The sequence below is a fragment of the Metapseudomonas cellulosilytica genome (genome assembly GCF_049334135.1).
Classification (GTDB): Bacteria; Pseudomonadota; Gammaproteobacteria; order Pseudomonadales; family Pseudomonadaceae; genus Metapseudomonas.
Genome location: NZ_JBHZGN010000038.1, coordinates 1 through 26,651, shown reverse-complemented (window position 1 = coordinate 26,651; position 26,651 = coordinate 1). Strand labels below are relative to the sequence as shown.

At 64.5% G+C, this 26,651-nt stretch carries 28 protein-coding genes; 13 read left to right on the top strand and 15 right to left on the bottom strand.

The window, feature by feature from the left end:
* Positions 1–381 precede the first annotated feature (381 nt).
* A complete protein-coding gene (locus ACFW0H_RS28520) occupies positions 382–1,197 on the top strand; it encodes a gamma-glutamyl-gamma-aminobutyrate hydrolase family protein (protein ID WP_422917210.1) in 816 nt (271 codons plus the stop codon).
* Between the two features lie 190 nt (positions 1,198–1,387).
* On the opposite strand, the gene ACFW0H_RS28515 is transcribed toward ACFW0H_RS28520, so the two are convergent.
* The gene (locus tag ACFW0H_RS28515) at positions 1,388–2,326 is read right to left on the bottom strand and encodes a YeeE/YedE thiosulfate transporter family protein (RefSeq protein ID WP_422917209.1); all 939 of its coding nucleotides are present in this window, start codon (positions 2,324–2,326) and stop codon (positions 1,388–1,390) included.
* A gap of 120 nt (positions 2,327–2,446) precedes the next feature.
* Here ACFW0H_RS28515 and ACFW0H_RS28510 point away from each other — a divergent pair, with 120 nt between their 5' ends.
* Entirely contained in the window at positions 2,447–2,932 is a 486-nt protein-coding gene (locus ACFW0H_RS28510) for a GNAT family N-acetyltransferase (RefSeq protein ID WP_422917208.1), read from the top strand.
* Between the two features lie 162 nt (positions 2,933–3,094).
* Complete coding sequence (locus tag ACFW0H_RS28505) at positions 3,095–4,045, top strand: phospholipase D family protein (protein ID WP_422917207.1); 951 nt, start codon at positions 3,095–3,097, stop codon at positions 4,043–4,045.
* 174 nt (positions 4,046–4,219) lie between these two features.
* On the opposite strand, the gene ACFW0H_RS28500 is transcribed toward ACFW0H_RS28505, so the two are convergent.
* Both ACFW0H_RS28500 and ACFW0H_RS28495 read right to left on the bottom strand, forming a co-directional pair.
* Positions 4,220–4,519, bottom strand: a complete 300-nt coding sequence (locus ACFW0H_RS28500; RefSeq protein WP_422917206.1) for a cell division protein ZapA — start codon at positions 4,517–4,519, stop codon at positions 4,220–4,222.
* Positions 4,516–4,746 carry a hypothetical protein gene (locus ACFW0H_RS28495; protein WP_377696616.1) on the bottom strand — a complete coding sequence of 77 codons (231 nt, stop codon included), beginning with the start codon at positions 4,744–4,746 and terminating at the stop codon, positions 4,516–4,518. Before ACFW0H_RS28495 ends, ACFW0H_RS28500 begins: the two co-directional genes overlap by 4 nt.
* 223 nt (positions 4,747–4,969) lie before the next feature.
* Here ACFW0H_RS28495 and ACFW0H_RS28490 point away from each other — a divergent pair, with 223 nt between their 5' ends.
* Positions 4,970–7,333 (top strand): DNA polymerase II, encoded by a 2,364-nt coding sequence (locus tag ACFW0H_RS28490; RefSeq protein ID WP_422917205.1) that lies wholly within the window; start codon positions 4,970–4,972, stop codon positions 7,331–7,333.
* Between the two features lie 140 nt (positions 7,334–7,473).
* Here ACFW0H_RS28490 and ACFW0H_RS28485 read toward each other — a convergent pair whose 3' ends face one another.
* Both ACFW0H_RS28485 and ACFW0H_RS28480 read right to left on the bottom strand, forming a co-directional pair.
* Entirely contained in the window at positions 7,474–8,106 is a 633-nt protein-coding gene (locus tag ACFW0H_RS28485) for a response regulator (RefSeq protein WP_422917204.1), read from the bottom strand.
* Positions 8,107–8,140: 34 nt separating this feature from the next.
* Positions 8,141–9,487, bottom strand: coding sequence for a cache domain-containing protein (locus tag ACFW0H_RS28480; RefSeq protein ID WP_422917203.1), 1,347 nt, complete (start codon positions 9,485–9,487; stop codon positions 8,141–8,143).
* Positions 9,488–9,659: 172 nt separating this feature from the next.
* On the opposite strand from ACFW0H_RS28480, the gene ACFW0H_RS28475 reads away from it, so the two are divergent.
* On the top strand, positions 9,660–10,925 hold the full coding sequence (locus ACFW0H_RS28475; RefSeq protein ID WP_422917202.1) for an OprD family porin: 1,266 nt from the start codon (positions 9,660–9,662) through the stop codon (positions 10,923–10,925).
* A 244-nt stretch (positions 10,926–11,169) separates the two neighbouring features.
* Here the strand turns inward: ACFW0H_RS28475 and yjiA are convergent, their stop codons facing one another.
* The 10 genes from yjiA to ACFW0H_RS28425 form a co-directional block, all read right to left on the bottom strand.
* Positions 11,170–12,144 (bottom strand): GTPase, encoded by a 975-nt coding sequence (gene yjiA, locus ACFW0H_RS28470; protein ID WP_422917201.1) that lies wholly within the window; start codon positions 12,142–12,144, stop codon positions 11,170–11,172.
* Between the two features lie 169 nt (positions 12,145–12,313).
* The gene (locus tag ACFW0H_RS28465; RefSeq protein WP_422917200.1) at positions 12,314–12,517 is read right to left on the bottom strand and encodes a YbdD/YjiX family protein; all 204 of its coding nucleotides are present in this window, start codon (positions 12,515–12,517) and stop codon (positions 12,314–12,316) included.
* A gap of 13 nt (positions 12,518–12,530) precedes the next feature.
* The gene (locus tag ACFW0H_RS28460; RefSeq protein ID WP_422917199.1) at positions 12,531–14,588 is read right to left on the bottom strand and encodes a carbon starvation CstA family protein; all 2,058 of its coding nucleotides are present in this window, start codon (positions 14,586–14,588) and stop codon (positions 12,531–12,533) included.
* Positions 14,589–14,930: 342 nt separating this feature from the next.
* A complete protein-coding gene (locus tag ACFW0H_RS28455) occupies positions 14,931–15,548 on the bottom strand; it encodes a LysE family transporter (RefSeq protein WP_422917198.1) in 618 nt (205 codons plus the stop codon).
* Positions 15,549–15,744: 196 nt separating this feature from the next.
* Entirely contained in the window at positions 15,745–16,371 is a 627-nt protein-coding gene (locus ACFW0H_RS28450; RefSeq protein WP_422917197.1) for a hypothetical protein, read from the bottom strand.
* Positions 16,372–17,109: 738 nt separating this feature from the next.
* Entirely contained in the window at positions 17,110–17,973 is an 864-nt protein-coding gene (locus ACFW0H_RS28445; RefSeq protein ID WP_422917196.1) for an MBL fold metallo-hydrolase, read from the bottom strand.
* Between the two features lie 42 nt (positions 17,974–18,015).
* Positions 18,016–18,435, bottom strand: a complete 420-nt coding sequence (locus ACFW0H_RS28440; RefSeq protein ID WP_422917195.1) for a DUF6691 family protein — start codon at positions 18,433–18,435, stop codon at positions 18,016–18,018.
* Positions 18,432–18,872: a YeeE/YedE family protein gene (locus tag ACFW0H_RS28435; protein ID WP_422917194.1), complete on the bottom strand. Its 441-nt coding sequence runs from the start codon at positions 18,870–18,872 to the stop codon at positions 18,432–18,434. Before ACFW0H_RS28435 ends, ACFW0H_RS28440 begins: the two co-directional genes overlap by 4 nt.
* Before the next feature lie 191 nt (positions 18,873–19,063).
* A complete protein-coding gene (locus tag ACFW0H_RS28430) occupies positions 19,064–19,333 on the bottom strand; it encodes a metal-sensing transcriptional repressor (protein ID WP_422917193.1) in 270 nt (89 codons plus the stop codon).
* Positions 19,334–19,473: 140 nt separating this feature from the next.
* Entirely contained in the window at positions 19,474–19,920 is a 447-nt protein-coding gene (locus ACFW0H_RS28425) for an Lrp/AsnC family transcriptional regulator (RefSeq protein ID WP_422917192.1), read from the bottom strand.
* A 132-nt stretch (positions 19,921–20,052) separates the two neighbouring features.
* Between ACFW0H_RS28425 and ACFW0H_RS28420 the strand changes: the two genes are divergently transcribed.
* The 8 genes from ACFW0H_RS28420 to ACFW0H_RS28385 all read left to right on the top strand — a co-directional run bounded on the left by ACFW0H_RS28420 (position 20,053) and on the right by ACFW0H_RS28385 (position 26,476).
* On the top strand, positions 20,053–20,673 hold the full coding sequence (locus ACFW0H_RS28420) for a LysE family translocator (RefSeq protein WP_422917191.1): 621 nt from the start codon (positions 20,053–20,055) through the stop codon (positions 20,671–20,673).
* A gap of 97 nt (positions 20,674–20,770) precedes the next feature.
* Positions 20,771–21,277, top strand: coding sequence for an ankyrin repeat domain-containing protein (locus ACFW0H_RS28415; protein WP_422917190.1), 507 nt, complete (start codon positions 20,771–20,773; stop codon positions 21,275–21,277).
* A gap of 313 nt (positions 21,278–21,590) precedes the next feature.
* Positions 21,591–22,691 carry a polyamine ABC transporter substrate-binding protein gene (locus ACFW0H_RS28410; protein WP_422917189.1) on the top strand — a complete coding sequence of 367 codons (1,101 nt, stop codon included), beginning with the start codon at positions 21,591–21,593 and terminating at the stop codon, positions 22,689–22,691.
* A 381-nt stretch (positions 22,692–23,072) separates the two neighbouring features.
* Complete coding sequence (locus ACFW0H_RS28405; RefSeq protein WP_422917188.1) at positions 23,073–24,227, top strand: amine dehydrogenase large subunit; 1,155 nt, start codon at positions 23,073–23,075, stop codon at positions 24,225–24,227.
* 12 nt (positions 24,228–24,239) lie between these two features.
* Positions 24,240–24,779 (top strand): MauE/DoxX family redox-associated membrane protein, encoded by a 540-nt coding sequence (locus tag ACFW0H_RS28400; RefSeq protein WP_422917187.1) that lies wholly within the window; start codon positions 24,240–24,242, stop codon positions 24,777–24,779.
* Positions 24,780–24,782: 3 nt separating this feature from the next.
* Positions 24,783–25,394: a methylamine dehydrogenase accessory protein MauD gene (gene mauD, locus ACFW0H_RS28395; RefSeq protein ID WP_044874235.1), complete on the top strand. Its 612-nt coding sequence runs from the start codon at positions 24,783–24,785 to the stop codon at positions 25,392–25,394.
* Positions 25,395–25,409: 15 nt separating this feature from the next.
* Positions 25,410–25,931 (top strand): methylamine dehydrogenase light chain, encoded by a 522-nt coding sequence (locus tag ACFW0H_RS28390; RefSeq protein ID WP_069084045.1) that lies wholly within the window; start codon positions 25,410–25,412, stop codon positions 25,929–25,931.
* A gap of 17 nt (positions 25,932–25,948) precedes the next feature.
* Entirely contained in the window at positions 25,949–26,476 is a 528-nt protein-coding gene (locus ACFW0H_RS28385; protein WP_422917186.1) for a cytochrome C, read from the top strand.
* Positions 26,477–26,651: the final 175 nt, after the last annotated feature.

Below are 26,651 nucleotides of genomic sequence, written 5' to 3'. Positions count from 1 at the left end.
AACACATGGCGCACCCTACGGCGGGGCAAGTGCAGAAGTGTCGCCCCAGGCGCTAAAACGGGGCTTTCGACACCAGGAGCAAAAGTCCAGCATTCTGAACACTCGTTTTAGATGCTGAACCTGAAAATATTTTTGATAAAGGTTATTTTTCTTTATATATCAAATAGTTAGGCGTGAAAAACCGATAAAAATCGGCCATTATTTTTTACGTTTTCCGTCGGGTTCGTTTGACATATTTAACGGCTCTGGCAGGCTATATCGCAGGTTTCGACCGGAAATCGCCCCGACGATGGCCGGCAGTGCTCGGGACCTCAGGTAGCGCCAACCCTCACCGGCGCGCCTGCACAGCAACGATAGGCTGAGCCTGTCCCAAGGTGAAATATGTCCAACAGCAACATTGGCAATAAGAAACAGACCACTCGTAAACCGGTCGTCCTGATGTCCATGGGCGCCCAGGAACGCAAGGGCCACGACTACCAGGTGATGACCCACAAGTACATCGTCCCGCTGGTAGAGATCTCCGAATGTGTACCGGTCCTCGTGCCCACCTGCTGCGGCAGCGAGGACCTCGAGCAGTACCTCGATATGGCAGACGGCGTGTACCTCACCGGTGCCGGCAGCAATATCGACCCGACCCTCTACGGCCAGGAAAACCTGACCCCGGAGAAAGGTCAGGACAAGGATCGCGACCTCTTCGACCTGCCCCTGATTCGCGCTGCCATCGAGCGCGGCCTGCCGATATTCGGCATCTGCCGTGGCATGCAGGAAATCAACGTCGCCCTGGGCGGCGACATGTACCAGAAGCTCTACGCCGAGCCCGGCCTCAACGACCACCGCGAAAACCCCGAGGATCCGGTGGACGTCCAGTACAGCGCCGTGCACAGCGTGCGCGTGCAGGAAGGCAGCTGGCTGCAGAAAGTGCTGGGCACCGACGAGATCCGCGTCAACTCGCTGCACGGCCAGGGCCTGAAAACCCTCGGCAAGGGCATCGAGGCCATCGCCCACGCCGAAGACGGCCTGGTGGAAGCCATCCACGCGCCGAGCCTTTCGCCCTTCCTCTTCGCAGTGCAATGGCACCCGGAATGGCAGGCCGCGAAGAACCCCGATTCGGTGAAGATCTTCGAAGCCTTCGGTGAAGCCTGCCGCCAGCAGGTGGAGCGCAAGGCCAAGGGCAAGGCGTTCGACCACGCCGCCTGAGCGCCACCGCAGTAAGGAAGAAGCCCGGCAAGCGCCGGGCTTTTTCCTTACTGCGGATCGGCCTGCCCGAGCACTTCGTCATCAGCCGTGTAGGGTGGATAGCGCTCTTCTATCCACCTGCCGGGCGGACCGCGACGCCGATGGTGGAAATCCCCGAAGGGATTTCCACCCTGCAAAAGCAGGACGCCCCTCACTGAAACACCCTTCTACCCAAAGCCACCAACCAGAGCGCAAGCACCACCACCAGGCACATGCAGGCGAAGGCCAGCCAGGCGTTGGGCCAGAGCAGCGGCATGCCGAACAGGATCAGGCTGTCGTTACCGCCCGGCACCATGCTGGAGCCCAGCCCCATCAACACCCCGCCGCAGAAGCACCTCGCGAGGGTTGGCAGACTGGGCCAGCGATGTTCCCAATTCCCGGCCGTCCAGCCGCCCAGGAGCGCGCCGGCGAACATCGCCGGCAGCAGGAGGCCGCGCAGGCCCAACTCCATGAAGCGTCCCGTGGCCAGCTCGGCCAGTATGTCGGTATAGGCCCAGGCACCCACGCAGACGAACAGGAGCAGGAAGGCGATGCCGAGCACGATGGTGGCATGGTGCGGCGTCCAGATGGACGCATCGGCCGATCCATTGCGCCGGTTCCAGGCCAGCCAGCCCAGGCGCGCCACCGTCGCCGCGAGGATCAGCGGCACCAGGCCGATGGGTACCTGCTGCAACCAGTCCGGGATCGCCACCGGCATGGCCGAAGTCACGCCGAGGCTGCGACCGGCCAGGGCGAAGCCGGCGAGAAAGCCCGGCGGCGTCGCCAGCCAGGCCCATTGCCCGGAGCCGATACGTGCCACCACGCCAAAGGCACAGCCACCGTTGATAAAGGCACCGACGCCCAGCAAGGCCCCACCCAGGGCGGCATGCCAATGCAGCGGATAGCCCATGGGCACCATGGGCAGCCGATCGAAGGCCCGCAACAGGACGAACCCGCCCAGCACCCAGATGGAGGTCTCCAGCAGGGCCCGCAGCCGGGTCCAGCGGTGCTTGCCCACCAGTTCTTCCAGCGCGGCCACCAGGCAGGTGCCGCCACGCTGTACGGCATAGCCCATCAGCAGGGCCAGAAGAACACTCGCCAACAGGATCACGCCCTCGCCCTCCGCAGGCCGGGTCTCCGTCAAAGCTTAGCGGTTGCGGCATGGAAATCGCTTCATGCCGCCGGGCGAAGGCACTAGCATGGCGGCTTCATCTGCCCATGGAGATATCCCGTGTCCCTCGAGATCCGCCCCGCCCAGCCCAACGATGCCCAACAGATACTCGACTTCATCACCGAGCTGGCGGTCTACGAGCGGGCCGGCCACGAGGTCAAGGCCAGTGTCGAGGACATCCTGCGCAGCCTGTTCGCCGACAACGCCCCGGCCCGGGCACTGATGTGCCTGCTGGACGGCCGGCCGATCGGCTACGCGGTGTACTTCTACAGCTATTCCACCTGGCTGGGCCGCAACGGCATCTACCTGGAAGACCTGTACATCACGCCGGAACAGCGTGGCATCGGCGCCGGCCGCCGGCTATTGCGGGAAATCGCCCGTGAAGCCCGCGCCAACGACTGCGGCCGCCTGGAATGGAGCGTGCTGGACTGGAACCAGCCGGCCATCGATTTCTACCGCTCCATCGGTGCCCTGCCCCAGGATGAATGGGTGCGCTACCGCCTGGACGGCGACGCCCTGCGAGAATTCGCCGAAAGCAACGGCTGAGGCTCCCTCGGACACCCTCTCCGGCCCCAAAAGCCCGTGCTTTGGAGCGCAGGTCGAGCGTCACAGTATCGCAGCGTGCCCGCGGAACGCTGCGGGCACTGGCCAAAGGCGTTGCCTGTGCGAAAATGGCGCAATTGCAAAAATGATGTCGCTGGAGACTGTATGGAAATTCTGGATTACGAAGACAGCCTTGAGAGCTATCTGGGTGAGCTGAGCGGAAAGAAGATCACGATAGTTTCCGCCTTCGCCAGCGGCACCGAGCCTCTGATCGACCAGCTGATCGAGAACGACAACCAGCTGGACATCCTGGTCGGTAGCATCAACTCGCTGACCTCCCCCGACTTCATCGAGCACTGCCTCAACGAAGCCAACCCCGCCCTGGCCCTGTCGGTGGACTTCCGCTACCAGGCGAGCGTCAACTGGAAGCTCTACCTGGTCGAGCCGGACGTCGTCATCCTCGGCAGCGCCAACCTCACCCAAGTGGGCGTGAGCCTGGTGCGCGACACCTGTACCCTGATCACCGATGCCACCCTGTACGACGCCTACCTGGCGCGGGTCCAGGCACTCAAGAGCACCGACGGTGTGCTGGTCTGCAACCACTCCCAGGCCTTCGAAGACGCCCTGGACAGCTACAGGCAGAGCCACCGCCGCATGCAGGCGGGCCTGGCGCGCACCGCCGAATACCTCGACAGCGAAGGCTGGCTGGGCGACGACACCAACCAGAGCATCCCGCTGTTCATCTGGTACAGCGATCACTCGCAGCAGTCCGAGGACGAGGCGCGCAACCACCTCAAGTCCAGCAGCGACGGCGTGGCCTGGGACGATGTCCGTGAATTCTTCACCTATGAATGCGCAGAAGGCGCCCTGCCCTACGAGGAAGGCGACGTGGTGCTGACCGCGCGCTGCAACGGCTCGCACATCGGCTTCTACACCTTCGACCGCATCCTCTATCGCGACGGCACCTATTACATCTACGCCTACCGCAAGAAGCGCTACACCCAGCCGTTCAAGCTGGAAGGCGACAAGGAGCTGCTCAAGGAAGCCATTCCGGCCTGGTACGAAGACGGTCGCACCGAGATCAACCGCGCCGATATCCTGCGCGTCATCCGCTGAGCCCTTCGGTGGAAATCCACCTCGTGGATTTCCACCCTACCCACCCAATAAAGTTTCGTAGGGTGGAAAGCGCTCTTCTTTCCACCATCGGGCAGCATCCGGACTACGCACTGTGGGGGCGAATTCATTCGCGAATGAATTCGCCCCCACACAAATCTTCAGCGGATCGCAGGCTCAATCGTCCCGGGAATCCAGCTGCTCGCGAATACGCCGGTTGAGCACGGCGATGCGCTGGGTGGCGTCGGCCACCTCCACGGGCGCAGCTGGGGCGTTCAACTGGCGGGCGCAGAGGTTGAGCGCGGAAAGCACCACCAGCTCGCTGGCGGTGACGTAGGGGAACTTCTTTTTGTTGGCGGCGATCTCCGCCTGCAGCATCGCGCTGGCGTCCTGCAGCACCCGCTCTTCGCCGGGCGGCGCCTTGATGCTGTATTCGCGCCCCAGGATGCGCAGTACGCGGATGCCGTCGTTGTTCATGCGCTGGCGCGGCTCTCGCTGACGCGGCGGACCAGGGCCTGCAGGCGCTCGGCGGTGGCGTTGCTCTTCTCTTCCTGCTCCAGCATGGCCAGTTGCAGGCTGTCGTTCTCTTCACGGGCCTTGCGCAGCTCGGCGCGAACTCGCGCGTTGTCGTCGGCGATGGCCTGGTTCTGTTCCAGCAGTTCGCTGACGAGTTGTTCAAGTTGTACGAGGGTGTTGTCCAGCATGGTGGTCTCCAGGGCCTATGGAAAAGGCCGGGGAGAATAATGAATAACGCCCGTGCAGGCCAGGAAAAATCGGACTCTTCGGATAAACAGTATGCTGTCAATTCAATGTCTTAGCTCTCTTTCCTAAGGCTGTTTGAACAATGTGTCGACCATCTTGTCCAAGGCGCGCCCAAAAGCGATGGCAGGTAGAATCCTCGGATGAGATCGGTTTGGGGTTGAAGGTGTGGAATTGAGGCAAGGGTTCGTCCTGACCCGGCATTGGAAAGATGCGCCCGAAGGCACGGAGGTGGAGTTCTGGCTGGCCACCGACGCCGGCCCGGTACAGGTGCGCCTGCCGCCGCAGATCTCGGTCGCCTTCATCCCTGCCGCGCACCGAGAACGCGCCGAGTCCATTCTCGCAGGCGAGCGCGATGCGGAGTTGCGCCCCCTCGACCTCCAGGACTTTCAGCATCGCCCGGTACTGGGCCTCTACTGCAAGCAGCACCGCCAACTGATGCGCCTGGACAAGGCGCTGCGCAAGGCCGGCGTCGATGTTTTCGAGGCCGACATACGCCCGCCGGAACGCTACCTGATGGAGCGCTTCATCACGGCGCCGGTACTGTTCAGCGGCACGTCGGACGCCAGCGGACTGCTGCTGGACGTCCAGTTCAAGCCAGACACCGACTACCGCCCACGCCTGAAGCTGGTGTCCCTGGACATCGAAACCACCGAGCGCGGCGAGCTCTACTCCATCGCCCTGGAGGGCTGCGGCCAGCGCCAGGTCTACATGCTCGGCCCGGCCAATGGCGATGCCGGCGACATCGACTTCCAACTGGAATACCGCGATAGCCGCGCCGAGCTGCTGGAGGCGCTTAACCAGTGGCTGGCCGTGCACGATCCGGACGCCATCATCGGCTGGAACCTGGTGCAGTTCGACCTGCGTGTACTGCAGGCCCATGCCGAGAAGCTGAAGGTGCCGCTGCGCCTGGGCCGTGGTGGCGACCCCATGGGCTGGCGCGAGCATGGCAGCGGCAACAATCACTTCTTCGCCGAGGCCGCAGGAAGGCTGATCATCGACGGCATCGAAGCCCTGCGCTCGGCCACCTGGAGCTTCCCCTCCTTCAGCCTGGAGAGCGTCGCCCAGACGCTGCTCGGCGAAGGCAAGGCGATCGACACGCCCTACCAGCGGATGGACGAAATCAACCGCATGTTCGCCGAGGACAAGCCCGCCCTGGCGCGCTACAACCTCAAGGACTGCGAGCTGGTCACGCGCATCTTCGACAAGACCGGGCTGCTCGACTTCCTCCTCGAACGGGCCACCGTCACCGGTCTCGCCACCGACCGCAGCGGCGGCTCGGTGGCGGCGTTCACCCACCTCTACATGCCACTGATGCACCGCCAGGGCTTCGTCGCCCCCAACCTCGGCGAGAAACTTCCTGAGGCCAGCCCCGGCGGCTTCGTCATGGACTCGCGCCCCGGCCTCTACGAATCGGTGCTGGTGCTGGACTACAAGAGCCTCTACCCCTCCATCATCCGCAGCTTCCTGATCGACCCGGTGGGGCTGATCGAAGGCCTGCGCCAGCCGGACGACGAACACTCGGTGCCGGGCTTTCGGGGAGCGCGTTTTTCCCGCACCCAGCACAGCCTGCCGTCCATAGTCGAGCGGGTCTGGCAGGGTCGCGAGGCGGCCAAGCGCGATGGCAACAAGGCGCTGTCCCAGGCGCTGAAGATCATCATGAACGCCTTCTACGGCGTGCTCGGCTCCAGCGGCTGCCGCTTCTTCGACCCGCGCCTGGCCTCCTCCATCACCATGCGCGGCCACGAGATCATGCGCCGCACCCGCGAGCTGATCGAGGCCGAAGGCTACAGCGTGATCTACGGCGACACCGACTCCACCTTCGTCTGGCTCAAGCGACCCCACGAAGAGGAGGCAGCCGCACGCATCGGCCGCCACCTGGTGCAGCGGGTCAACCAGTGGTGGCGCGAGCACCTGAAGCAGGAATACAGCCTGGAAAGCGCCCTGGAGCTGCAGTTCGAAACCCATTACCAGCGCTTCCTAATGCCCACCATCCGCGGCGCCGAGGAAGGCAGCAAGAAACGCTATGCCGGCCTGGTGCAACGCCCGGACGGCAGCCGGGAAATGATCTTCAAGGGCCTGGAAACCGTGCGCACCGACTGGTCGCCCCTGGCCCAGCAATTCCAGCAGGAGCTCTACCAGCGCATCTTCAATCGCCAGCCTTACCAGGATTACGTGCGCCAATACGTGCAGCAGACCCTCGCCGGCGAACTGGACGAGCTGCTGGTCTACCGCAAGCGCCTGCGCCGCCAGCTGGACGACTACACCCGCAACGTGCCGCCCCACGTCCGCGCCGCACGCATCGCCGACGAGTTCAACGACCGGCAGGGCCGCCCGCGCCAATACCAGAACGGCGGCTGGATCAGCTACCTGATCACCGTCAACGGCCCCGAGCCCCTGGAAGCCCGCCGCTCGGCCATCGACTACGACCACTACCTGACCCGCCAGCTACAGCCAGTGGCCGATGCCATCCTGCCCTTCGTGGGGGATGACTTCAGCTCATTGATCGACCGGCAGATGGTGTTGTTCTAGTCAACCCGCCGTAGGTTGGCGCTGAGGAACGAAGCCCAACAAGCCAGGGTCGGCATCGCTCCGTTGGGCCTCGCTGCGCTCGGCGCCAACCTACATGTTCTCTCCCGTGTAGGGTGGATAGCGCTTTTCTATCCACCGCCCTAGATCGAGATCAGCCCATGCTCCAGGGCGTATTTCACCAGGGCAGCGGGGGTGTCAATATTCAGCTTGCGGCGAATGCTCAGACGGTAGGTTTCCACCGTGCGCACGCTGATATCCAGCTCGCGGGCGACTTCCTTGTTGTTCAGGCCCTTGGCGAGCATGGAGAGGACCTGCAGTTCCCGCGGGGTGAGCTCGTTCTCGTCGCGGATATTGGTGGCCAGCTTGCGGGCGATTTCCGGGCTGTAGAAGCTGCCGCCGGCGACTATGGCCTCAATGGCGGCGATCAGCTCGGTGGAAGGCGCGTTCTTCAGCACATAGCCAAAGGCGCCGGCGTTGATGGAGGTGCGCACGTACTCCTGGTTGTCGTACATGCTGAGGATGAGGATCTTGATGCCCGGATACAGGCCGCACAGCTTGCGCGTCAACTCCAGGCCGTTCATGTCCTTGAGGCCGACGTCCACCAGCAGCAGGTCCAGCTCGGTGGAAGCCACCAGCTCCAGGGCTTCGGCGCCGGACTCGGCCTGGGCCACCACCTCGAAATGCGGCATCGCCGAGAGCAGGGCTTTCACGCCGTCACGCACCAGCACATGGTCGTCGATCAGCGCAATTCTGATGGGTCGGGGAAAGCTCATCACGGCCTCTTGGTTCTTCTGCTGGGAGAGCCGATCAAGCTCTTTGCACGGGTATCTCGACCTGTAGCTCCGTGCGGCCGTGATAGGAGGAAACGGCGAAGGTCCCACGATGGTGGTCGACCCGCTCCCTGATGTTGCGCAAGCCGATTCCCTGGCTTCTGTCCATCAGGCCGGGGTCGAATCCCACCCCGTTGTCTTCCACCCGCAGGGCGATGGCGCGCTTCGATGTGGTGAGCGAAATTATAGCGGCGCTGGCCCGGGAATGGCGCTCGATGTTGGCCAATGCCTCCTGGATGATGCGGAACAGTGTGACGGATACATCCTTGTCGACCTGTGCGTCGTCCAACTCGCGCTCGTACTGGGTACGGATCGAGGTGCGCTGCTCGAACTCGCGCACCAGCTGGTCGATGGCCGGCGACAGGCCAAGGGTGTCCAGCAGCGACGGCCGCAGGTCGTGGGAGATGCGCCGGACTTCACCGATGGCCTCGCCCAGGCGTGCGGTGCCCGCGCGCAGGTTGTCCAGCCCCCTGCCCTGCCCGTTCTCCAGCTCCAGGCTGGCCAGCTCGAACTGGAACTTGATGGACACCAATTGCTGGCTGATGCCGTCGTGCAGCTCGCGGGAAACCCGCGAACGCTCTTCTTCCTGCAGGTGGACGATGCGCTGGTTGAGGGCGGAGAGCTTGCGGTCGGCAAGGCGATGCTCGGTGAAATTCAGCATCAGCCCGCCGGTGAACACCACCAGCACCGCAATCAGTGAAAAGGAGGCGATCGCCAGCACCGTGGTCAGCACCCCTGAGGCCACTTCCTGGCGGGACTTGAGGGTGGCCACCTCGACGTCGTCGATATAGATGCCGGTACCGAGCATCCAGCCCCAGCGGTCCAGCATCACCACGTAGGAGAGCTTTTCGGTCACCTGCCCCGAGGACGGTTTCTCCCAGGTGTAGAGCTGGTAGCCGTCGCCCCGCTGGGCGCTCTCCAGCAGCGCCTGGATCACCGGCAGGCCGTTCTTGTCCTTCATGCCGATGAGTTCCTTGCCCACCAGGTTCGCTTGCCGGGGGTGCATCAGGTTCTTGCCGTGGCGGTCGTAGACGAAGAAGTAGCCATCCAGGCCGAAACTCGCCCGCGACAGCATGCGCAACGCCTGCTGCCGGGCTTCTTCGTCGTCGCGACCGCTCTGGTATAGCGGCGAGATCAGGCTCAGGGCCAGTTGCAGGTAGTTCTTCAGCTCGGCCTTCTTGGCGGCCATGATGCTGCTCTCCACCAGCCTTGCCTGCTCTTCTTCCAGCTTCTGGCTCTGGGCGAAGACCAGGACGCAGATGAAGAGCACGGAAACGATGAGCGGCAGGACGCTGAGCGTCACGATCTTGTACTTGAGTTGCATGGTCACTCACTTCATCGCGCGGCCGAGCCGGAGCTCGGTAGTTCTACGCATCCGGTGTCGGTAGAACAGCGCATATCAATGGGCGGCTCGCCCGTGAATAGTTGCGCGGCTGTGCTGGCCCCTGCTGCGGCTCGCCAGCTCACCCGCTTCCACAATAACAAGAGATATGAACATGCCCCGTCATACCCGTCTCTATTCTTCCCTGCTCCTGCTGACCGGCACCGCCCTTGGTGCGGCTTCACCCGCCCAGGCCGAGTTCGTCAAGGACAGCAAGGCCAGCCTGGAACTGCGCAACTTCTACTTCAACCGCGACTTCCGTCAGGACAACGCACCGCAGGCCAAGGCCGAGGAATGGGCCCAGGGCTTCCTCCTGCGCTACGAGTCCGGCTTCACCGAAGGCTCCGTCGGCGTGGGCGTCGATGCCCTCGGCCTGCTCGGCGTCAAGCTCGACTCCAGCCCCGACCGCAGTAATACCGGCCTGCTGAAGCGTGACCGCGAGACCGGCCGCGCCCAGGACGAATACGGCGAGCTCGGCCTCACCGCCAAGCTGCGCGCCTCGAAAAGCGTGCTCAAGGTCGGCACCCTGCTGCCCAAGCTCCCGGTCGTCCAGTACAACGACTCGCGCCTGCTGCCGCAGACCTTCCAGGGCGGTCACCTCAACTCCATGGAGCTCGCGGGCCTGACCTTCGACGCCGGCCAGCTCAAGGAGGTCAACCAGCGCGACTCCTCCGATTACGAGGACATGACCATCGCCAACGGCGGCGCCCGCGGCATCACCTTCCGCCGCGGCACCACCAGCGACGCGTTCAACTTCGCCGGTGCCAGCTACAAGTGGAACGACAGCCTCACCACCGGCTACCACTACGGTGAACTGGACGAGTTCTACAAGCAGCACTATTTCAGCGCCGTACACCTGCTGCCGCTGGGCGACAAGCAGTCCTTCAAGAGCGACCTGCGCTTCGCCCGCTCCACCGACGAGGGCACCAGCAACGTCGACAACAAGGCGTTCGGCGCCATGTTCACCTATGCCCTCGGCGGCCACGCCCTGGGCCTGGGCTACCAGAGCATGAGCGGCGACACCGGCTTCGCCTACATCAACGGCACCGACCCCTTCCTGGTCAACTATGTGCAGATCGGCGACTTCGCCAACAAGGACGAGAAATCCTGGCAGGCCCGCTACGACTACAACTTCGCCAGCCTCGGCATTCCCGGCCTGACCTTCATGACCCGCTACCTGTCCGGCGACAACGTCGACCGTGGCGCCACCCTCTCCGACGGCAAGGAATGGGAACGCAACACCGACATCGCCTACGTGTTCCAGGAAGGCGCGCTGAAGAACTTCGGCATCAAGTGGCGCAACGCCACGGTGCGCTCCAACTTCACCAACGACATTGACGAGAATCGCCTGATCCTCAGCTACGTCGTGCCGCTCTGGTAAGCGTTTCCGGACGAAGAAGCCCGCCATCCGGCGGGCTTTCTCGTTCTGGCACGAATGGCCTTTCTTGTGGGGGCGAATTCATTCGCCAACCGGACCGCAGGTTCGGCCTGCAAGGCCTCATGGGGCGGCTTCGCCGCCCTTGGCGAATAAATTCGCCCCTACTGGCTCTGCCGCCCCCCGCAGCCGAAGCGCCAGAAAAACGACCAGCACAGTTGTGAGCGAATTCATTCGCGATTGCGCCGTCTCACACCTGCGCCGCTTCGAACCCCGCGCGGATCTTCTCCTCCGGCAACTGGTCGCCGATGAAGACCATCACGCTCTCCCGCGCTTCGCCAGCCGCCCATTCGCTGTCCCAGTCGAAGCCGTAGAGCCGCAGCACGCCCTGGAACACCAGGCGGCGGGGCTCGCCATCGACGCAAAGCACGCCCTTGTAGCGCAACAGGGAATTGCCGTGTTCCTCCAGCAGCCCTTCCATGAAGCTGCTGAGCCTGTCCATGTCCAACGGGCGGTCGCTTTTCAGCACCAGTGTGCCGATGCGGTCGGGCGTGCCGGCCGGGGCCAGCGGGCGCAGGCTCAGCGTCGGGCCGACATCGGCGTTGAGGTTGAAGCCGCGCACGTCCAGCAGCTCGGCCAGGTCGATACGGCCGTGGTCCACCACGCGGATCGGCGCGCGGCGGTTGATGCGTTGCAGGCGTTGGCAGAGGGCGTCGAAATGCGCCTCGTCCACCAGGTCGCGCTTGCTCACCAGGATGCGATCGGCAAACCCCACCTGGGCCTGGGCGATGGTTTCCTGCAGGTGGCGTTCGGCGTTCACCGCATCCACCAGGGTGATGATGCCGTCCAGCACATAGCGCTCGCAAAGCTCCTCGTCGGCGAAGAAGGTCTGCGCCACCGGTGCCGGGTCGGCCAGGCCCGTGCATTCGATCACCACGCGGTCGAAGGCCAGCTCGCCGGCGTCCAGGCGCTCCAGCAGGAGGAACAGCGCCTTCTCCAGCTCCACATGGATGGAACAGCAGACGCAGCCATTGGCCAGGGTCACCACCTGCACCGGCTCATCGCCGAGCAACTGGCCGTCGATGGGGGTCTCGCTGAATTCGTTCTCGATCACGGCGATCTTCAGGCCGTGCTCGGCCTTGAGGATATGTTTCAGCAGGGTGGTCTTGCCGGCACCGAGAAAGCCGCTGAGCACGGTGACCGGAATGGGGAGATGGGCAGACATCAAGGTAATCCTCGAAATTCGAACGTAGGGTGGACCACGCTTCATCGGTCCACCGGCGGAGCTCGGCCAGGCCACGAATGGTGGACATGAAAAGCGATGTCCACCCTACGGCAGCCGGAAACAGGAGCGCCACGACAGGCGTGGCGCTCAGGTTACCGCAGGAATGAGTTCAGCAGCAGCGGATCGGGCGTCCCTTGCCGCCGCCGTAGCGGGCGTCCTGCCGCTCGCGGAAGAACTCATCGTAGGTCATTACCGGCTTGTCCGGGTGCTTGCTGCGCATGTGCTCGACGTAATTGTCGTAGTCGGGCATGCCCACCAGCATGCGGGCGGCCTGCCCGAGGTACTTACCCATGCGGCTCAGGTCATTGAACATGCGCAGGTACTCCTCAAGCGTCCGGAATCGGCTGGAAGGGCGATTCCTTGTCGCTGCGCTCGGACTTCATCCAGGCGCTGCGGCCCACCTTGATGGCGTAGAACAGGACGCTCAGCACCACGAAGAGGAACAGCACGGTCAGGGTCGAGTTGGTGTAGGCGTTGAAGATCACATGCTGCATCTGGCCCATGTCCTTGGCCGGCGCCAGGATCTGCCCGGCGGCTGCGGCATCGCTGTACTTCTTGGCCAGGGCCAGGAAGCCGACGGCCGGGTTCGGGTCGAGCAGTTTGATCAGGCCCGCGGTGGTGGTGCAGATCAGCAGCCACACGGCCGGCACCAGGGTGACCCAGACATAGCGCTGGCGCTTCATCTTGATCAGCACCACGCAGCCCAGCATCAGGGCAATGCCCGCCAGCATCTGGTTGGAGATGCCGAACAGCGGCCACAGGGTGTTGATGCCACCCAGCGGATCGATCACGCCCTGGTACAGCAGCCAGCCCCAGAGTGCCACGCAGCCGGCGGTGCCGATGACGTTGGCGGTCCAGGAGTCGGTCTTCTTCAGGGCCGGGACGAAGTTGCCCAGCAGGTCCTGCAGCATGAAGCGACCGGCACGGGTACCGGCGTCCACCGCGGTGAGGATGAACAGCGCCTCGAAGAGGATCGCGAAGTGGTACCAGAAGGCCATGGTGTTCTCACCCGGCAGCACCTGGTGGAGGATCTGCGCGATGCCCACGGCCAGGGTCGGCGCACCACCGGCGCGGGCCAGGATGCTGTGTTCGCCGATATCGGTGGCGGTCTGCTGCAGCACTTCCGGGGTGATGGCGAAGCCCCAGCTGCTGACGGTGGCAGCGACGGCATTGACGTCGCTGCCCACCAGCGCGGCCGGGCTGTTCATGGCGAAGTACACGCCCGGCTCGATCACCGAGGCGGCGACCATGGCCATGATGGCGACGAAGGACTCCATCAGCATGCCGCCGTAGCCGATGTAGCGGGCGTGGCTCTCGTTGGCTAGCAGCTTGGGCGTGGTGCCGGAGCTGATCAGCGCGTGGAAGCCGGACACCGCGCCACAGGCGATGGTGATGAACAGGAAGGGGAACAGGGTGCCCTTCCACACCGGGCCGGTGCCGTCGACGAACTGGGTCAGCGCCGGCATTTTCAGCTCGGGCGCGATGACCAGGATGCCGATGGCCAGGCCGACGATGGTACCGATCTTCAGGAAGGTCGACAGGTAGTCACGCGGCGCGAGGATCAGCCACACCGGCAGCACCGCGGCGACGAAGCCGTAGCCGATCAGCATCCAGGTGATCTGCACGCCGGTGAAGGTGAAGGCCGGGCCCCAGACCGGGTCGGCGGCCACTACGCCGCCGAGCCAGATGGAGGCCAGCAGCAGCACCACGCCGATGATGGAAATCTCGCCGATGCGGCCCGGGCGGATGTAGCGCATGTACACGCCCATGAACACCGCGATCGGGATGGTCGCCATCACGGTGAACATGCCCCAGGGGCTTTCGGCCAGGGCTTTCACCACGATCAGCGCCAGCACGGCGAGGATGATGATCATGATCAGGAAGCAGCCGAACAGCGCGATGGTGCCCGGAATTCGGCCCATCTCCTCGCGGACCATGTCCCCCAGCGAGCGGCCGTTGCGCCGGGTGGAGAGGAACAGCACCATGAAGTCCTGCACCGCACCGGCCAGGACCACACCGGCGATCAGCCAGAGGGTGCCGGGCAGGTAGCCCATCTGCGCGGCGAGCACCGGGCCCACCAGCGGGCCGGCGCCGGCGATGGCGGCGAAGTGGTGACCGAAGAGGATGTGCTTGTTGGTCGGGACGTAGTCCAGGCCGTCGTTATTCAGCACAGCAGGTGTTGCACGGGTGGGGTCCAGCTGCATCACCTTGTTGGCGATGAACAGGCTGTAGTAACGGTAGGCAACGAGGTAGATCGCAGTTGCAGCAGTAACGATCCAGAGGGCGTTGATGGCTTCGCCACGGCGCAGCGCCACTGTACCCAGCGCGAATGCGCCCAGCAGGGCAACGGCGAACCAGGCAATTCGGGTAGCCAGTTGGGTCATTGAATTGTCTCCTGCCGCCGGGGGTTACCTGCGGCAACTTTTGTTGTTGTTTATGCCCGGATAAGGGCAGCCAACACTATCGGCGCCCAGCGCCCGCGGAGACATTCGCACAACTACGAAACACGACTACGTAATACTACGTAGCCAGCATGAATCTTCCTGTAGAAGGCCTGTAGGGGCGAATTCATTCGCCAAGCGAACCGCAGGTTCGCCCCATGACCTCCAGGGGGCGGCTCCGCCGCCCTTGGCGAATGAATTCGCCCCTACAGGAAAGTGGTGCGCAACCGTTCGATCAGCATGCTGATGCCCCGGCCCTCTCCCTGAAAGGCGAGGGAGATAATCTCAGCGAGCCAGCAACAACCTGCCGCCCAGCCCCACCAGGACCACGCCCATCAGGCTCTCGAAGACCGTCTTGAAACGCAGGAAGCCACCGCGCACGGCGGGGCTGGAGAAGAGCACCGCCATGCCGCAGTACCAGAGCCCGGAGACCGCCGCGGCGATGACGACAATGGCGGCGTAGAACCACACCGGAGCATGGGTCGGGACCATCACGGCGAAGATGCTGCCGTAGAAGGCCAGCGCCTTGGGGTTGGTCATGCTGACCAGGTAACCCTTGCGCGCCGCGGCAAAGGCGCTGGATTCGAGCATGTCGGGGGTGGCGGCCGGCGGCTTGCGCGCACCGAGGATCATCCGCAAGCCGATCCAGATCAGGTAGGCGGCGCCGGCCAGCTTGATGCCCAGGTAGAGCCATTCCACCTGCATAAGGATCAACCCCAGGCCGGCCACGGCCAGCAGCGCCCAGGTGGCGGAAGCAGCGGCCAGGCCAAGCCCCGTGGCCACGCCGGCGCGGCGGGAGCGCAGGGTCGCGGTGGAGGTGACGATGGCGAAATTCGGACCCGGGCTGACGACACTCAGAACCAGCACGCCGGAAATGGCCAGTAAAGCGCCGAGGTAGTCCACGGCACCCTCCTCTTGCATGGGATAGGGAAATTGCGGCGAGTATAGCCGGCTGACCAGCCCGGATGGGCCGCTGGTCGTGCGAACGGCAATGGCCGGCATTCGGCCTGGAGGGAGATTGCGCCATTCCCTGGACTGCAGCGACAACCCTCTTCCCCACCCTCCCCTCCAAGGGAAGGTGGGAGATCAGGTCACGACTTCAAGGCATGGCCGGTGCTGCCGGTGGCACCTCGTCCACCGGCGGTTCGACTGCCGGTTCAGCCGGAACGACATTGGCCCGCGGGATACCCGCAGCGAACCAGCCGCCATTGGCGGCATTGCGGATCAGCAGAACAGGGGCGTCGCAGGGGGTTGGCGGGGTCGGCGTCAGCACGTCGTTGATCACGAAGTCGCCTTCGTCGGTCAGCGGCACGCCAGCCAGGTTGCTGTCGCTTGTCGTGAAGGGCGCCACGGCACCGCAGATCAGGCTGGCGAAAACCGACTGTCCGGCTGCCCTGCCAATGTTGTTGCCACCGCCAAGTATCAGGCCGCGTCCGACAGCGTGGATGCTGCCATCCACGCCAACCAGCGCATCGAACTTGCGGATCACCCAGATCTGCCCGGCGGGCTGCACATCACGCACGATGTTGCGGTTGACCACGGTCGCGATGGCCTCAAGACCTTGACCGCTGGAAACCGGGATGACGCCTATTCCACCCTTGAACTGCACCAGGGTATTGACGGCCAGGGGCGCGGGCATCAACAAGGGGTCGACGGCCAAGGCGGTGGAAGCCAGTGCTCCGGCGAGCAGCAGCACGGGGATGGATAGGGCTAGTGTTCTTTTCATGTATGTACCTCCTTTCAGGCACCCGCAGCATGGAAAGGCGGGTGGCCGCTGCGCGGAGAGAGGGGTAGTCCATGATCCCTTGTCGCAAGGGCTGGCTGGCCAGGTGGCCCGAGGAGCGTAAGGGCTTGAAATGATACGGGATCGCTGGCCGTGTCGGAGTGGACCGGGCGAGCCGCCTCTCTCCTTCGGTGGGTGTGCGGGACAGGCATCCGGTCAGGAAGCTGCCGGCCCCACCGCGGGCCAGAGTTGGCACGAGCGCATACAGCAGGAGGGCGGGGGTGCTTGGACTCTGGAAAGTATTACAGCGCCATTATAAACCCCTGTCGCGCCGTCCCCGGTCCGTTTGTCCCGTAATGGCACCCTGGCCCCTCCCCTCGTCGGACGAATGCTCCAACCCGGCCCCTTCCTCACTGGCCACCTCGGTGCCGAACAGGGTCAACAGGAACAACCAGAGGCAAGCGCCCACCAGAGGCCACCTCAGGGCACGCCGGCCATTGCTACGAGGGACACGGCTGGTCATCGGCTGCAGCTCTCCCGCGCGGAGCCGCCGGGCATCGGGGCGTTGGAGATCACCCCCGGTGGTGGCGACGTAGGTCGTATCGGAAAGGTTATGTCCCTCCCCGAAGAAGCCCACGCCTTCCATCGGCCTATAACCGCCCTTCAGCCCCCGGACGACATGACCCTCGGCATGCAAGGATTCGGCCTGATCGACGTTGTGGCGGTGCGCAAGCGGGAGCCTCAGAGGGCGTCCAGCGGAATCTTCAGATAGCGGATGCCATTGGCTTCGGCCGGCGGCAACTGCCCGGCACGCATGTTCACCTGCACCGCCGGCAGGATCAGCGCCGGCATCGCCAACGTGGCGTCGCGAGCCATGCGCATGGCGACGAAGGACTCTTCGTCGACGCCCTCGTGGGCATGGACATTGCGTGCGCGCTGTTCGGCCACCGTGGTCTCGTAGCGGTACTCGTCGCGCCCCGGCGCCTTGTAGTCGTGGCAGAGGAACAGGCGCGTGGCGTCCGGCAGTTCGAACAGGCGCCGGGTGGAGCGATACAGGGAACGGGCGTCGCCGCCGGGAAAGTCGCAGCGGGCAGTGCCGTAGTCAGGCATGAACAGGGTGTCGCCGATGAAGGCGGCATCTCCTACCAGATAGGTCATGCAGGCCGGTGTGTGGCCCGGCGTGTGGAGGGCGCGCAATTCCAGGTTGCCGATCGCCAGGCGGTCACCGTCGTGCAGCAGCCGGTCGAACTGGCGACCGTCGGTGGCGAAGTCCTGGCCGGCATTGAACAGCTCGCCAAAGCGCTCCTGTACCTGGGTGATCAGGCCACCAATGGCCAGCTGCCCACCCAGTTCACGCTTGAGCCAGGCGGCAGCGGACAGGTGGTCGGCATGGACATGGGTTTCCAGCAGCCAGTCGACCACCAGGCCGTGCATCCGCACATGGCTGGCGATGCGCTCGGCCCCGGTATAGGAGGTACGGCCGCTGGCGGCGCAATAATCCAGTACCGGGTCGATGATGGCGCAGCGGAGGCCTTCCGGGTCGCTGACGACGTAACTGTAGGAACAGGTGGCCGGGTCGAAGAAGGCTTCCACGCGCGGGTTCATAAGACGCACTCCAATCCTGGTTTCTTCAGCTTAGATTCAAGGTCAACGCCTGTACCGACCTTCCAGGACTGCGTAGAGGAACATGCCGGCAGCCATGGCCAGGACGAACAGCCAGGCTTGCCAATGGCCGGTCAGCAGCAGGACCAGGGCCGGCCCCGGGCAGATTCCGGCAATGCCCCAGCCCACACCGAACAGCAAGCTGCCGGCCAGCAATCGCCGGTCAGGCGGCTGCCTTGCCGGCAAGCGGACGGGCTGCCCCAGCCAGGAGTCCGGCAAGCGCCTGGCCAGGGTGAAGGCCGGCAGCGCCACGGCTATGGCACCGGCCATCACCAGGGCCAGGGAAGGGTCCCAGGCGCCGGCCAGATCGAGGAATGCAAGGACCTTGGCGGGGTCGGCCATTCCGGCCAGCAGCAGCCCCAGGCCAAAGACCAGGCCGGCGAGAAATGCACTGAGCCTGCTCACTGGCCGCCCCCGATCAGGTGCCGCAGCACATAGGCGGTGAGAAACCCCGTCGCCATGAAGGCCAGGGTCGCCACCAGCGAGCGCGGCGACAGGCGAGCCAGCCCGCATACGCCGTGGCCACTGGTGCAGCCGGAGCCATAGCGGGTACCGACACCCACCAGCAGGCCGGCGACCAGCAACGCCGGCCAGCCCGTCTCAATCCTGACTTGCGGCGCGCCGACCACGGCCATCCAGAGCAAGGGGGACAGCAACAGCCCCAGGAGAAACAAAGCCTTCTCATCCAGGCCATCGCCCTCCCGCTGCAACAGGCTGCCAAAAAGGCCGCTGATGCCGGCGATACGACCATTGGCGAGGATGAAGAGGCTGGCGGACAGACCGATCAGCGCGCCACCGGCCAGGGCGCTCAATGGGGTGAAGGCAGGCCAGTCGATACTCATCGGGGGCTCCTGGCCTCGGCGGCCACGGGAAATCGAATGCCGCGATCATATACTCCCAGGGGTATATGATCCAGCCGCGCGAGTCACTCAGCCGTGTAGGGGGGATAGCGCTTTTCTATCCACCAGCGAAGACATGCAAGACACCGATGGTGGAAATCCCTCACCGGGATTTCCACCGCGCCGGCCCCGGCTCAGGTGTACTTGGTGAAGATGGCGCGAACACGCCCGAGGGTGTCGCCGGCATCCTGCTCAGGGTCGAGCATGGCGTCTTCCAGCAGGCACATCAGCATCTGCTGGTAGGCGCGGTCGAGTGCCTTGCGCGAGGCGCTGAACTGCTGGGCGATGGCCTCGCAGTCATCACCGCGGCGGATCATCGCCTGCAGGCCACGAATCTGCCCTTCGATACGGGCGAGACGCTTGAGCATGGCATCCTGGTGCGCGGCCACCGCTTGGTTGGTCATTGCTTGCCTCTTCTGCCAATTACTCCGGGGAGTATGAATCTAACCCAGCCTCGCACCTTGTGCATCGCCCCCGGTCATCGACTCAGGCTGGCGCCCCGCTCCCGGCACGGCATCAAGGCGCTGCGCTGCTCCGCCTGAACTCAGTCGCGAGGCGGCTCCAGCCCACGCAGCGGAATCGGCGCCGACATGACGATGGAGGTGCGGGTCTCGCCAAAGTGGTTGATGCTGCCGACGAAGCGCTCAAGGTGACGGATATCGCGGGTGACCACCCGCAGGATGAAGGAATCCTGGCCCGTGACGTGGAGGCACTCCAGTACCTCGGGCATCTGCTGCAACTGGGCGATCAGACGGGCCTTGTCAGGCTGCGGGGTGGTCATGCCGATCAGCGCCATCACCCCGTAGCCGGCTTCCTCCGCCGACACCACGGCGCGATATGCCTCGATCACCCCGGCCTCTTCCAGGCGCTTCAGGCGCTCGGACGTCGCCGGCAGGGACAGCGCCACCCGCGCCGCCAGATCAGTGAGGGAAATCCGGCCTTCGGCCTGCACCGTTTGCAGGATTTTCCAGGACTTCGCATCCAGTTCCATGTATCTCAGGCCTCCCGCGGATATTTCGTTAGTTTTTCAGCCACCGACTGGAAACAACCGTAGTTCCTGCATTCAAGCCCGAAGCAGTGCAGCGCAGAATGTCGGCCATGTCCATTGCCGCCGGAGCCCCGCATGGAAGCCCTGCTGTTTCTCAAGTCCGTCCTTATCGGCCTGTCCATCGCCGCCCCGGTTGGGCCCATCGGTTTGCTGTGCATCCAGCGCAGCCTCGGCCATGGCGCGCGCATCGGCTTCATCAGCGGGCTGGGCGCGGCGGCGGCGGATGCCTGCTACGGCGCACTGGGCGCCTTCGGCATCGGCGCCCTCACCCACAGCTTCGTGACGCTGGCCACCCCGCTCGCCCTGGCCGGCGCCCTGTTCCTGGCCTGGATGGGCCTGAAGATGCTGCGTGCCACCCCGTCCGAACACGCTGCCGGGGCCGGGGATCCGGCACGGGCGTTGCCGGCCTTCGTGTCGGTGTTCCTGCTGACCCTGAGCAACCCGCTGACCATCCTTTCCTTCATCGCCATCTTCGCCACCCTGTCCAGCGGAGAAACCCTGTCGGCCACGTCCGGCCTGGTGATGGTCCTCGGCGTATTCTGCGGCTCGGCCCTCTGGTGGCTGGCCTTGAGCCTGGGTGTGGCCACCGTTCGCCACCGCCTGGACGCCCGCGCCATGCAATGGATCGACCGCACGGCCGGGGTGGTCCTGCTGGGTTTCGCCGCCTGGCAGCTGGTGCGGGTCAGCGCCAGCTGAATGCGGCAATGCCCCCGATAGATTCTCTTGGCTCAACTCTCGCGGTGCCGATGCCTATCATGCAGGGCATGTTTTCCAGCCGAACAAGGGAGCTGACATGACGGAACAGAAGCCACAACTGGATGATGAAACCCTCGCCTTCGCCCAGGAGGTCCTCGACCTCGCCCGCTCGGGCAACAGCGAACGCCTTGGCCAACTGCTGGCCCAGGGCCTGCCGGCCAATATCCGCTCGCACAAGGGCGACAGCCTGGTGATGCTGGCCAGCTACCACGGCCACCTCGACACGACCCGCCTGCTGCTGCAGCACGGCGGTGACGCCAACCTGCGCAACAGCGCCGGCCAGAGCCCCATCGCCGGTGCCGCCTTCAAGGGCGACCTGGCCATGATCGAATTGCTGCTGGAATTCGGCGCGGACGTGGAAGGCGCCACCCCGGACGGCAAGACCGCACTGATGATGGCGGCCATGTTCAACCGGGTGGAGGTGATCCGTCTGCTGGTGGCCCGCGGCGCCAATCCCCAGGCTCGCGACGCCGATGGCGTGACCCCGCTGCTGCTGGCGCAACGCATGGGCGCCAAGGACGCAGTAGTGGCGCTTTCCGATTAATCCTGGCGGGAGCGATTTCAATCGCCAATCAATGAGCTCCCACAAGTGACTTGGATGGCATCACCGATGCTTCCCCGGATCGCATCCGGGCTACTGCAGGGCACACATTCGGTGCATCCAGGTGGGTAGCCGGGTGCCATGTACCGTTACGCCCGGTAATCCCCTCCCCTGCGTACAGCCCGGCGGACCCACTTTAAATCGACATATATCGGCATTTTTAAAGATTGGCGCGGCATTTGCTTTGGAGATATTGCCGACTTGCCGATAGTTATCGGCCGGCGACTCAAAAAATCACATCCAAAGGTTGCCGCAATTGATCAAGCACAGACTCCCCCGCCTGCTGGGCGCCGCCTTGTGCGGCCTGCTCGCCACCAGCGCCCTGGCTGAAGAACGCACCCTGCGCGTGTACAACTGGTTCGACTACATCACCCCGCAGACCCTGGACAACTTCAAGAAGGAGAATGGCGCCAAGCTGATCTACGACATCTTCGACACCAACGAGGCCCTGGAAGCCAAGCTGCTTACCGGCAACTCCGGCTACGACGTGGTGGTGCCGTCCAACGTCTTCCTTGCCAAGCAGATCCAGGCCGACGTGTTCCAGCCGCTGGATCGCAGCAAGCTGCCCAACTGGAGCCATCTGGACCCGCAGCTCATGAAGCTGATCGAAGCCAACGATCCGGGTAACCGCTTCGCCGTGCCCTACATGTACGGCACCGTGCTGATCGGCTTCAATCCGGCCAAGGTCAAGGCCGCCCTGGGTGATCACGCCCCGCTCGACAGCTGGGACCTGATTTTCAAGGAGGAGAACATCGCCAAGCTGAAACAGTGCGGCGTGGCGCTGCTGGATTCACCATCGGAGATCATGCCCATCGCCCTGCACTACCTTGGCCTGCCGCCCAACAGCAATTCGCCCAAGGATTACGAGAAGGCCGGCGAACTGCTGCAGAAGATTCGCCCCAACGTCGCCTACTTCCACTCCTCCAAGTACATGGCCGACATCGCCAACGGCGACATCTGCGTGGCCGTGGGTTATTCCGGCAGCTTCTCCCAGGCGGCGAATCGTGCCAAGGAAGCAAACAACGGCGTGGTGGTCGACATGCGTCTGCCCAAGGAAGGCGCGCCGGTGTGGTTCGACATGCTGGCGATTCCGAAAAGCGCGAAGAACAACGAAGACGCCCACGCCTTCATCAACTACCTGCTGCAGCCGCAGGTGATCGCCCCGGTCAGCGACTTCGTCGGCTACCCCAACCCGAACAAGGACGCTACCGCCCTGGTGAACCCGGAAATCCGCAATAACCCCAACCTCTATCCCACGCCGCAAGCCCAGGCCACCCTCTTCACCCTGGTGCCGCTGGAGCGCAACGCCGAACGCGCCCGCACCCGGGCCTGGACCAAGCTGAAGTCCGGGACCTGATCGACCTGTGCCGCCCCGTAGGATGGCGTAGAGCGCAGCGAAACCCATCAACTGTCGATGGGTTTCGTACCTCGCGCCCTCCTACGAACTGCGATACCCACTCCACACCAGAGCCGATCCCCTTCCCCGCGTCCCCCCATTGCGAATGCGCTGACCTTCCTCCTCCATGCCAGCCGGCATCCCGACAGAGGCCAGTGCCAGGCGGGGCTATGCTTTCTGGCGGGTTCCGGGTACCTGGCAGTCAGCCACAACTTGTGGCACAGGCACACAAGGGGTTGGCACGGACAACAAGCTCCCCTCTGGCGTCCGGCGGCAGACTAGGACTGCAGACTACTGCCCTGCACCCGCAATAAAAGTCCAATAATTCAGGGAGCCGCCCCTATGCGAATAACCAGGATCCTCGCTCAATCAACGCTGGCCCTGGGCGTCTCGCTCATCGGCCTCGGCCACGCCAGTGCCGAGTTGCCAGCCGATCAAGGCATCGGCCAGACCACCTTGCCCTTCCCGCCGGAACCGCACCGCGCCTACATCGTCGACGTGGAGTTCGAGAACTTCGTCGCCGGCCGCGTGACCGTAGTCGATCCGGAGAAGAAGAAGATGCTCGGCATGGTGCCCACCGGCTTCGCCGCGCCCTCGACCCTGAGCCGCGACGGCAAGACGCTGTTCACCGCCGACCTGTTCTACTCCCGTGGCACCCGCGGTACCCGCACCGACGTGCTGACCGCCTGGGACACCAGCACCCTCTCCCCCTCCTGGGAAGTGCTGATCCCCACCAAGCGCGCCGAGACCCTGACCCAGCGCTACGCCCTGGGCACCAGTTCGGATGACCGCTTCGTCTACGTCTACAACTTCACCCCGTCCACTTCGGTGACCGTGGTCGACACCAAGGCCAAGGCCGTTACCGCCGAACTCGCCATCCCCGGCTGCGTGCTGAACTACCCGGTAGGCAAGCGCGCCTTCGCCTCCCTGTGCGGCGACGGCAGCCTGCAACTGGTGACGCTGAACGACGAGGGCAAGGAAATCGCCCGTACCCACACCGCCTTCTTCGACCCCAACGCCGAGAAGCTGGTGGAACGCGCCTATGCCGTGGGTGACACCTACTACTTCGTCACCACCACCGGCACCGTGCGCGGCGTGGACTTCTCCGGCAAGCAGCCGAAGGTCCTCGAAGCCTGGGAACTGGTGAGCGACGCCGCCGAGAAGAAGGCCGGCTGGGCTCCGGGCGGCTGGCAGCTGATCACCGTGGCGCCGAAGCTGAACCGTCTCTACGTGCTGATGCACGACGCCCATGAGCCGATGAAGTGGGAAGACCCGAGCCCCATCGTCTGGGTCTACGACCTCAAGACCCACAAGCGCATCGGCACCCTGGAAGCGCCGAACCCGATCTGGAGCCTGCACGCCACCACCGATGACAAACCCCTGCTGCTGGGCACCAACATCGCCGGCGGCCTGGAAGTCTTCGACCTGACCAGCGGCAAGCACACCGGCACCATGGAACACATCGCCAAGACGCCGATCCAGGTCCTCAGCCACTGACGAGGTGCAGCCATGCAACCTGATCCCATATTCGTCATCGCCGCCGCCCTCGCGGTCGCGGTGATCCTGGCCAGCGCGGCGACCCACAAGTTGCGTGCGCCGGCGCGCTTCGCCAACCAGGTGGAGGACTACCAGTTGCTGCCACGCGGCCTGGTGCGCCCGGTATCAAGGGTACTGCCCTTCATCGAAGTGGCGGTGGCCTTCGCCCTGCTGGTGCCCGCCAGCCGCCACGCCGCCGCGCTGGCCGCCGCCGCGCTGCTGGCCGGCTACGCCGCGGCCATCGCCATTAACCTGTGGCGTGGCCGCCGCGACATCGACTGCGGTTGCGCAGGGCCTGAACAGGCCCAGCCGATCCGCCCGGTGCTGCTGGCGCGCAATGCCGTACTGGTAAGCCTGGCGCTGGTCGCCAGCCTCGCCCCACACAGCCGCGAGCTGGGCGTGTTCGACAGTTTCGTCGTGATCGCCGCCGCCGCCGTGGCCCTGCTCATCTATGCCGCCGCTGATGGCCTGATGGCCAACAGCCCCCGTCTGCTCAAACTTATTGGAAGGTGAATTATGGAAGCCCTGATCGTTTCCAACGTCCTGCTCTGGTGCCTCTTGATCGCCCTGGCCTTCGCCGTCATGGGCCTCGTTCGCCAGATCGGCGTACTCCACGGCCGTCTGGCCCCCGCCGGCGCGCTGATGGTCGACAAAGGCGTATCCGTCAACGAACCCGCGCCGAAAGTCACCGCTGCCGACCGTAACGGCCGCCCGGTCAACTTCGGCTATGCCGGCGAGAAGGCCCAGCTGCTGTTCTTCCTCTCGCCCACCTGCCCCATCTGCAAATCCTTGCTGCCGGCCATCAAGTCCATCGCCAAGGACCAGGCCGACCGCCTCGAAGTGGTCTACGTCAGCGACGGCGACATGGACGCCCAGCAGGCACTGATCGCCGAGCACAAGCTGGAAGACGCCACCTACGTGGTCGGCCCGGAAGTCGGCATGACCTACCAGATCGGCAAGCTCCCCTATGCCGCGCTGATCGACAAGGCCGGTGTGCTGCGCTCCAAGGGCCTGGTGAACTCCCGCGAGCACCTGGACAGCCTGTTCGAGGCCGAACACCTGGGCAGCGCCACCCTGCAGCAGTACCTGCACAACCATTCGCACGCCCACGGCGCGCACAACCACTAAGGAAGGGAGCTCTCCATGAAATTGCTAGACCGCTTGTTCGAGCGCTCCACGCGCCACGTCGCCGACACCACCTCGCGGCGTAAACTGCTGGCCCGCCTCGGCTCGCTGATGGTCGCCGGCGCCGCCCTGCCGGTGCTGCTGCCCATCGACCGGACCAGCAAGGCCCTGGCCGCCGAGGCCCCGAAGGCCGGCGATCCGGGTGACCCCAACAGCTGCGACTACTGGCGCTACTGCTCCATCGACGGCTTCCTGTGCAGCTGCTGCGGCGGCTCGGTGACCTCCTGCCCGCCGGGCACCGAGGCGTCCCAGGTGACCTGGATCGGCACCTGCCGCAACCCGGCCGACGGCAAGGACTACATCATTTCCTACAACGACTGCTGCGGTAAGCACAGCTGCGCCCAGTGCGCCTGTACCCGCAACGACAGCGAGGAACCGATGTACCGTCCGTTCAACAACAACGACGTCAACTGGTGCCTGGCGGCCAAGTCGCACATCTACCACTGCACCGTCTCCATCATCCGCGGCGTCGCGATCTGACCCGCTGGAGGGCTGCCATGCGTTACCTGTTGATCGCCGGTCTGATGTGCGCCATGGCAGCTCCTACGGCCATGGCCCGCGCCATTCCGGACCCGAACCAGAAGCACGCTCCGGGCAATGAGGAGCTGCAGAAGCCCATCGCCAAGGCCGGCTACAGCACCCCGGTGAACTACCAGCTGCAATGCGCCGGCTGCCACCTGGGCGACGGCACAGGATCAAAGGCCAACGACACGCCGAAGATGAAGGACTTCGTCGGCAACTTCCTCAAGGTGGACGGCGGCCGCGAATTCCTCGTGCGCGTGCCGGGCATGTCCCAGTCGGCACTTAACAACGCCCAACTGGCCGACCTGCTGAACTGGCTGCTGCGCAAGGACGGCATGGCCGGCAAGAGCATGCCGGACAACTACCAGCCCTACACCGAGGCGGAAGTCGCGAAAGTCCGCGGCGTCGCCCTGCTTAACCTCCCCGACACCCGTGCGGGCCTGATCAAGCAGATGCGCGAGCAAGGCATCGCCATCGAGGATGGGGTAAGCGGCGACGACTGACGTTTTAGCTGGACGGTTTGTGGCCCGCCTTTATGGCGGGCTTTTTTTTGGTTCTTCGCGGAGTCTGGGGGAAGAGCGAGTTGACAGTCAGGGAAGTGGGTAAATTGGCAGTCGCCAAACACACCAACCCCCACTCCCTGCTGCCGCCGTGCATCCTATTGATCTTGCCCAGTTC